Raw genomic sequence first — 8,069 nt, 5'->3', positions numbered from 1 at the left:
GGGTTCGGCTGCGCTCGGCTCGCTACGCTCGCCTTCGCTCCGCCTCACCCCGGAGGGGTGGAGGCGGAGAGAAGAAAGACAATTTACAGAAAGACTTTTACACCGACCTCCAGGAAAATCAGGTTCTTCGGACTTCTTAATGGGTAAGCACGAGGGAATGGGGAAGGGAAAAGGCTTTTAAGAATGAAGCGGTTGGCAACTTCTGGAGCAGTCAAGCATCGCGGGTATGCGGGATTCAAGCCGCTTCGCGCCGGACTTCGCTCCGCTCCGCTGTACTCCGCCGGACGGACGTTGTGGGAAAGACTGGCCAGTTACCAGCGGGCTGCGGCAAGCTGGCCCGATGATTTTTTCAGAGAACGAACTGCACCAACATTATCGGCTGCTGCTGGGGATTGAATCGCCCTGGCAGGTGAAGCACGTGAAGCTGGAACTGAGCGAAAAGCGCGTGGAGATTGAGTTGACCTGGGCCGAAGGCCAAAAGGCTCAGTGTCCGGTCTGCGGCCAAGCCTGCACGCTCTACGACTACGCGCCGCAGCGCACGTGGCGGCATCTGGACACGATGCAGTTTCAAACGATCCTGCGGGCACGCGTGCCGCGGGTGGACTGCGCGACCGACGGCGTCAAGACCCTGGCGGTGCCCTGGGCGGAGCCGGGCGGACGGTTCAGCCGGCTCTTCGAGCGTTTTGCCATCGACGTGTTGCTGTGCGCGCGCAGCGTCAAGCAGGCCGCCGGTTTGCTGGGACTCTCGTGGGACGAAGTGGATCACATTCTGCGGCGGGCGGTGCAGCGCGGTTTGTCACGGCGCGAGTTGGAAGCCCTCTTGCACGTAGGGATGGACGAGAAGAGTTTTCGTTCGGGCCAGTCGTATATTTCGCTGCTGACGGATTTGAAAGCCAGCCGGGTGTTGGACGTGGTGGAGGGCCGGACGCAGGCGGCGGCCGAGGCGTTGTGGGACACGCTGAGCGCGGAGCAACGCCAGCAGATCGAAGCGGTGGCGGTGGACATGTGGGAGCCGTTTATGAACGCCAGCCGGGCCAAGGCACCGCAGGCGGAGTTGGTGCATGACAAGTTCCACGTGGCGGCGCATCTGAACGAAGCGGTGGATCAAGTGCGGCGCGCCGAGCACAAGGAACTGATGGCGGCGGGCGATGAGACGCTCAAAGGCTCGCGGCAGTTGTGGCTGTATAATCCGCTGAACTTCAGCGACGAGCAGGCGGCCAGTTTTGCAGCGCTGCGGGATAGCGGCCTGAAGGTGGCGCGCGCGTGGGCGGCCAAGGAGTTGTTCACGAAGTTGTGGACCTACCGGTATGAAGGGGCGGCGCGGCGTTTTTTCAAGCAGTGGTTTGGGTGGGTGAGCCGCAGTCGGCTCAAGCCGCTGATCAAGGTGGCCAAGATGTTGAAGACCCATCTGGACAACCTGCTGACCTATTTGCGGCATCCGATTACCAACGCGGTGACCGAAGGATTGAACTCGAAGATTCAGATGATCAAATCCAACGCGCGGGGCTTCCGTAGCTTCGACAACTACCGGACGCGCATCCTGTTCTTCTGCGGAAAGCTCAACCTTTACCCATTATGAAGTCGCAAGAAGGGAAAATCAGTTTGCGAATAGGCTGGGGCAGAAAAGAGCACAACAGAGATCAGTGCGTGCAATACGTTCGTTTTCATTGTCTCCTTTCAGATGGAAGGTTGGCTAGGATGATGAGTCATTTGGACGGGGTGTCGGAGCCAGACCCTCCGTTGGTGTGTCGCCGAAAAGCGGAGCAGTCGAGAGCTAAATCATCGCTCGGAGGAAGCTGAGGTTGAAACTGCTTATCTCTGCTTTCAGTTCGCCACTGCCCGCTTTGTCGCTTTTCGCGCATCCGCCGCAGTTGCTCAAGAGGGGTTACCTAAGAATCATTTTTTAGGGGTTGCTTTGAGTGTGGAGAATGGTAAGCAGGCGATTGGGGATAGCAAGCTTTCTTTTGAGCTTCGCGAAATCGCGTTTCGTTTACTTCGATCGCTTCGGAAAGGGCAGGGGAGGGGGCGATTGTCGCCAGGGTCGAGATTAACCTTTTGCTTCAAAACATTCACCAGTATCTTCTCTCCCGGCTTCAGGCTGGGCAACACCCGGATTAAGATCAAGATTACGAGTCAGAGTCAGATGTAATGGACGCGGCGCACATAAGAAATTTCAGCATCATCGCCCACATCGATCACGGCAAGACGACACTTTCGGATCGGTTGTTGCATCGCACCGGGACAATTTCCACCCGGGACATGGAGGAGCAGTTACTCGATTCGATGGACCTAGAGCGCGAGCGCGGCATCACGATCAAAGCGCACCCGGTCACGATGCTTTACACGGCCAAGAACGGTGAGACTTACGAGCTGAACCTGATCGACACGCCGGGGCACGTCGATTTTTCGTATGAAGTTTCCCGCAGCTTGAGTGCGTGCGAGGGAGCTTTGCTCATTATCGACGCGGCGCAAGGCGTCGAGGCGCAGACCGTCGCCAACGTGCATCTGGCCATGAAGCAAAACCTGGCCATCATTCCGATCATCAACAAAATCGACCTGCCCCATGCCGATGTGGCGCTGACCAAAACACAATTGGAAGATATTCTGGCCATTCCCGGTGACACGGCCATCCTGGCAAGCGCGAAGGAAGGCATCGGCATCGATGATATTTTGGAGGCAATAGTCGCCCGCGTGCCGGCACCAAAACCGACTGGCGCGCCTTCGTTGCAGGCATTGGGTTTTGATTCCTATTTCGACACTTACAAGGGCGTAGTGACGCATGTGCGGGTTTTCAATGGGGAGTTGAAGGCGGGAATGCAGGTCAAGTTATTGCACTCGGGCAAATCCGTCGAGGTAAAGGAGGTCGGTAGTTTTAATCCTAAGCCTTATGTTCGGGAAAAGCTGGAAGTGGGTGAGACTGGTTACATCACGGCGAACATCAAAAGCCCGAAGGACGTCAAGATGGGCGACACGTTGACGGATTCACGGAACCCGTCTCCCGTGCTGCCGGGCTTTCAGGAAATTCATCCGATGGTGTTCAGTGGCATTTATCCGATCAACACCTCGGATTACGAGCATCTCAAGATCAACCTCGGCAAGCTGCAACTCAACGATTCGGCGTTCGTGTACCAGGCAGAAAGCTCGGTGGCGCTTGGATTTGGTTTCCGCTGCGGCTTTCTCGGACTGCTCCATTTGGAAATCGTCCAGGAACGGCTGCGCCGGGAATATGACATGGACATCATTGCCACGTATCCAAGCGTGGTGTATCGCGTGACATTGACCGACGGCACGTTGAAGGAGATCGACAACCCGGCGTATCTGCCCGAACCGAACTACATCGGGAAAATCGAAGAGCCGATGGTCAAGTCCTTCGTGATTTGCCCGAACGAATACATCGGCGACATGATGGCGTTGATTTCAGAGAAGCGGGGCGTGGTGGATCACACCGAAACGCTCGACTCGCGGCGGGTCATGTTGACGAGCATGATCCCATTGAACGAGATTTTGATTGATTTCCATGACCGTATCAAGAGCATCACACGCGGTTTTGGCTCGATGGATTACGAGCACACTGGTTACATGGAGTCGCACATGGTGAAACTCGACATGCTCGTGAATGGCGAATCGGTGGACGCTTTCTCTTGCATCGTGCATCGCGACAAGGCGGAGGGCAGGGGACGCGCGCTCGCCGCGAAGCTGAAGGAGGTCATTCCCCGGCAGCAATACCAGGTGGCCATTCAAGCCGCCATCGGCGGGAAGATCATCGCGCGCGAAAGCGTCAGCGCGTTGCGCAAGGACGTGACCGCGAAATGTTACGGCGGGGACATCACGCGCAAACGCAAGCTTCTGGAAAAACAGAAGGAGGGCAAGAAGCGCATGAAATCGTTCGGCTCTGTCAACATTCCTCAGGAAGCGTTCATCGAAGTGTTGAAAGCATAATTTATGAATTTGAAATGGTTTCTCTCGAAGACGGTTCGGCACGCGACCGAAATGCGCAAGCACGTCGCCAAACTGCTCAACGCGCAACGCGATATTCTGTCGCCACCAGCCATTGAGGCGATTACTGCCGCAATGTTGGAACTAAAGAAGACAGTCGATGCGAACGAAGACAATAAGACACTGCTAAAACAAATGGAGAACCTGGAAAAGGTCGCCAACAAATGGCTCAAGCCCTATCCGCATTCGGCAGTCCGGGAAAACATCGAAGTGATCCTCGTGGCGGTAGCCGTGGCGATGAGCATCCGCACATTTTTTCTCCAGCCGTTCAAAATCCCGACCGGTTCGATGCAGCCGACGCTTTACGGCGTTACTTCCACCAATCTCAAGGAGCATCCGGAAATTAAAATCCCCAGCGGACTCGCTCGTTTCTACCAAGCCTGTGTCCGCGGCACATTTTACCATTATCTGGCTGCGGAGGACGATGGTGAACTGGTTCAGATCGGCGAGCCGGAGCACGTGCTGAGGTTCATCAACAAGCAGCGCATCACAATGCGATACCGCGGTGGAGAAAAATCGCACCTGTTGTGGTTTACGCCGGACGATCATTTTGCGGAACGAGCCGGCGTCCATGTCGGAGATGCCTTCCACAAAGGCGAAGCCATCATAGATTTCAAGGAGACCGCTGGCGACCATCTCTTTGTCAATCGCCTCACCTACAATTTCCGTCATCCAACGCGCGGTGAAATCATCGTCTTTGAAACCAAAGGAATTGAGGATCCGCGCATGCCACAGGACCAGTTTTATATCAAACGACTCGTCGCCCTCGGCGGTGAGCGTGTACAAATCGGCGACGATCGTCACTTGACCATCAATCGCACCAATCGTCTGGACGCTTCCACGCCACACTTCGAGAACGTCTATTCCTTCAACCCCAAAGAACCGCCTCAGGAAAGTCATTATTCCGGGCACGTCAATTTTCCGCATCTTGCACCGCTATTCCAAGACAAGCAGGAAGGCTACGTGGTAAGACCGGATCACTACATGGTGATGGGCGACAACACGGTGAACAGTTTCGATTCGCGCGCCTGGGGAGATTTTTCCCGCACGAACGTGATCGGCAAATCCTGTTTCGTCTATTGGCCGATCAGCGAACGCTTCGGCTGGGGCCATCGATAATCGCGAACAAAGCCGCAAGTTTATTGGGTTTGGGCGATGTTCCAATGTTTCGCACAATGTATGTTATACTTAGTTTAGATTCCTTCAATTGCTTGCCTTTTCCCCTGTCAACGGTCCAGAGCCACCTTGTAAACTTTCAGATACTGCTGGCTGACTTGCTCCCAGGAGAAGTCTGCCGCCATGGCATTATTTCGATAGTGGCGCAGCAGCTTTTTATCCTCGTAGAGCACCATCGCCTTCCGCATTGCTTTGGCCAGGGCGCGCGCAGAGTAGTCGGTGAATTTGATGCCATTGGCCTTTTTCGGGTCTTCGGAAGCGTCGATGACCGTGTCGTCCAGTCCGCCCGTGACCCGGACAATGGGAATGGTGCCGTAACGAAGGCTGTACATCTGATTCAACCCGCACGGCTCGAACCTTGAGGGCATGAGATAAAAATCGCAGCCAGCTTCAATCCGATGCGACAGCCCCTGGTCGAAACCGATTTTAACAGCGACCTTCCGGGGGAAACGTGCGGCGAGAGTCTGATAGGCTTTTTCATAGCTCGGCGAGCCATTGCCCAGGAGCACGAACTGCAGGGTGGCAGCGAGCATTTCTTCCAGTGCGCCTTGTTGAATATCGACTCCTTTTTGATCGGCCAATCGAGTGATGCTGCCGAACAGCGGAATGTCGGGATGCGCCGGCAGTCCGAGCTCTTTCTGCAAATCACATTTCTCCTTCGTCTTCCCCGTCAAACGGCGGATGGAGTACGAATGTTTCAAAAACGGGTTGTGTATGGTGTTCCATTCTTCGTAGTCAACCCCATTCAAGATTCCGAATAGCGAGTTTTGTCGCGGTCGTAAACAACCGTCGAGTCCACAGCCCAGCGCTTCGGTGGTGATTTCACGCGCGTAACGCGGGCTGACGGTGGTGATGACGTCCGCGTAGGTGATGCCAGCTTTCAAACAATTCATCTTGCCGTAAAACTCCAAACCGTTCGGGTTGAAATACTCGACGGGCAGGTTGGTCAGCTCGTAATGTGCGCGCGAAAAAATTCCCTGGTAAGCGAGGTTGTGGATGGTCAGGCAGGTTCGCGGCGACTGCCCCCACCCTTCCTGCAGGTTTTGGTGCAGCATCAAGATCGGGACCAGGCCCGTTTGCCAATCGTGAACGTGAAGGAGCTCCGGTTTCCAAGGCAAATGACGTCCAAGGTGGGCAACGCATTTCGAAAAGAAAATGAATCGCTCGGCGTTGTCGGGATAATCCGACCCATTGCCTTGATACAACCCCGCTCGATCGTAAAATTCCGGTTGGCTGATGAAATGGAGCGTCAGGTTTTTCTCCGGCTGAATCGTCCAAACTCCGGCTTGCAAGCGGCGCTGGCCCAGCGGCAGGTCGATCGGCAAATCAAGGCGCTTGAGGTCCGGCAATCTTTCGCGAGCCTCTCGATAGAGCGGCGTGACGACGCCAATCTGATGTCCGGCCCGCGCGAGAGTTTTGGCCAGCGCGCCGACCATGTCCGCCAGCCCGCCGGTTTTTGAGTAAGGGTGAAGTTCGCTGCTCGCCAGCAGGATTCTCATCAGGATCGAGTTCGGTTTAAGCCGAGGTTGTCTGGTAGGGTCACGCAGTAATCCGGTCGGTTTTGAGATACGGTCGTAACTTTTCCGGGATGGTGAGGCTGCCGTCCGCTTGCTGGTGCGTTTCCACCAGCGCGACAAACAGCCGGGCGAGTGCCGTGCCGCTGCCGTTGAGAACGTGCGCGTATTTGTTTTCGCCAGTCGCCGCTTTGAACCGGAGATTCATTCGGCGCGCCTGAAAATCCTCGCAATTGGAACAACTCGAAACTTCCAGATAACTCCCCTGCCCTGGCGCCCAGACTTCGAGGTCGTAAGTCATGGCGCTGGCAAAGCCCATGTCACCGGTGCACAGTTGAATCACGCGGTAATGAAGTCCCAACAACTGTAAAACGCGCTCGGCATTCACCACCATTTTTTCCAACTCATCGTAGCTGTTTTCAGGTTTCACGATTTTGATCAGTTCGACCTTGTCGAACTGATGGACGCGAATCATGCCGCGCGTGCCCACGCCCGCCGCGCCGGCCTCGGCGCGAAAGCAAGGACTGTAGGCGCAATAATAAATCGGCAACTGGTTCTCCTTGAGAATTTCCTCGCGATGGATGTTGGCCACCGGCGCTTCCGCCGTCGGAACGAGATACAATTTGCCCATCGTCGAACCATCTTTGCCCTCCTGCACCGCATAGGCCTGGTCTTCAAACTTTGGAAACTGACCCACGCCGGTCATGCAATCACGGCTCACGATGTACGGTGGCGAGATCTCCGTGTAGCCGTGGTCCGAGGTGTGCAAATCAATCAAGAATTGAATGAGCGCCCGCTCCAGTTTGGCGCCCCAATGTGTGTACAGCAGGAAGCCGCTGCCCGAAAGTTTCGCGCCGCGAACAAAATCAATCAGCTTCAAACTTTCACAAAGTTCAATGTGCGATTTGGGTTTGAAGGAAAATGTTGGTTTCTCACCGTACCCGCGGACAACCGGATTGTCCTCCGCGCTCTTACCGACGACTACCGACTTGTGGGGCAAATTCGGCAGGCGCAGCAGACTTTCGTGGAGTGAGGCTTCGACTTCCGCAAGCGTCTTGTCCAATTCGGCGATGCGATTGCCAATTTCTCTGGTCTCGTTTTTCTTCGCTTCGGCTTCCGCAGATTTCTTTTGTCCCATCAAGATGCCGATTTCCTTGGAGACGCGATTGCGTTGCGCCTTCAACTGTTCGACTTCAGCAAGGTGTTTGCGTCGCCGCTCGTCCAAAGCCAGCACTCCGGCGATCTGCGACTCGTCCCCGGCTCCACGCGACGCCAGGCGTTCCCGCACGAAATCCGGCTTTTCACGAATCACTTTGCTGTCGAGCATCGCGGCATTATAGGAACGACCAATGACAGGGCAAGGAGGAAGGGGGTTTTCCCCGG

5 protein-coding genes are annotated in these 8,069 nt (G+C 55.5%); 3 read left to right on the top strand and 2 right to left on the bottom strand.

The window, feature by feature from the left end:
- Positions 1-340 precede the first annotated feature (340 nt).
- From HY298_16575 to lepB, 3 genes are all read left to right on the top strand, one after another.
- Positions 341-1,579, top strand: a complete 1,239-nt coding sequence (locus tag HY298_16575) for an ISL3 family transposase (GenBank protein MBI3851872.1) — start codon at positions 341-343, stop codon at positions 1,577-1,579.
- 569 nt (positions 1,580-2,148) lie between these two features.
- Entirely contained in the window at positions 2,149-3,939 is a 1,791-nt protein-coding gene (gene lepA, locus HY298_16570; GenBank protein ID MBI3851871.1) for an elongation factor 4, read from the top strand.
- Positions 3,940-3,942: 3 nt separating this feature from the next.
- Positions 3,943-5,115 (top strand): signal peptidase I, encoded by a 1,173-nt coding sequence (lepB, locus tag HY298_16565; protein MBI3851870.1) that lies wholly within the window; start codon positions 3,943-3,945, stop codon positions 5,113-5,115.
- 107 nt (positions 5,116-5,222) lie between these two features.
- Here lepB and glgA read toward each other — a convergent pair whose 3' ends face one another.
- Positions 5,223-6,671, bottom strand: a complete 1,449-nt coding sequence (gene glgA / locus HY298_16560; GenBank protein ID MBI3851869.1) for a glycogen synthase GlgA — start codon at positions 6,669-6,671, stop codon at positions 5,223-5,225.
- 40 nt (positions 6,672-6,711) lie between these two features.
- Positions 6,712-8,013, bottom strand: a complete 1,302-nt coding sequence (serS, locus tag HY298_16555) for a serine--tRNA ligase (GenBank protein MBI3851868.1) — start codon at positions 8,011-8,013, stop codon at positions 6,712-6,714.
- Positions 8,014-8,069 lie beyond the last annotated feature (56 nt).

It is taken from the genome of Verrucomicrobiota bacterium, from assembly GCA_016200005.1.
Taxonomy (GTDB): domain Bacteria; phylum Verrucomicrobiota; class Verrucomicrobiia; order Limisphaerales; family PALSA-1396; genus PALSA-1396.
Note: the sequence above shows the minus strand (reverse complement) of the source record. Positions and strands in the feature narration are given on the sequence as shown.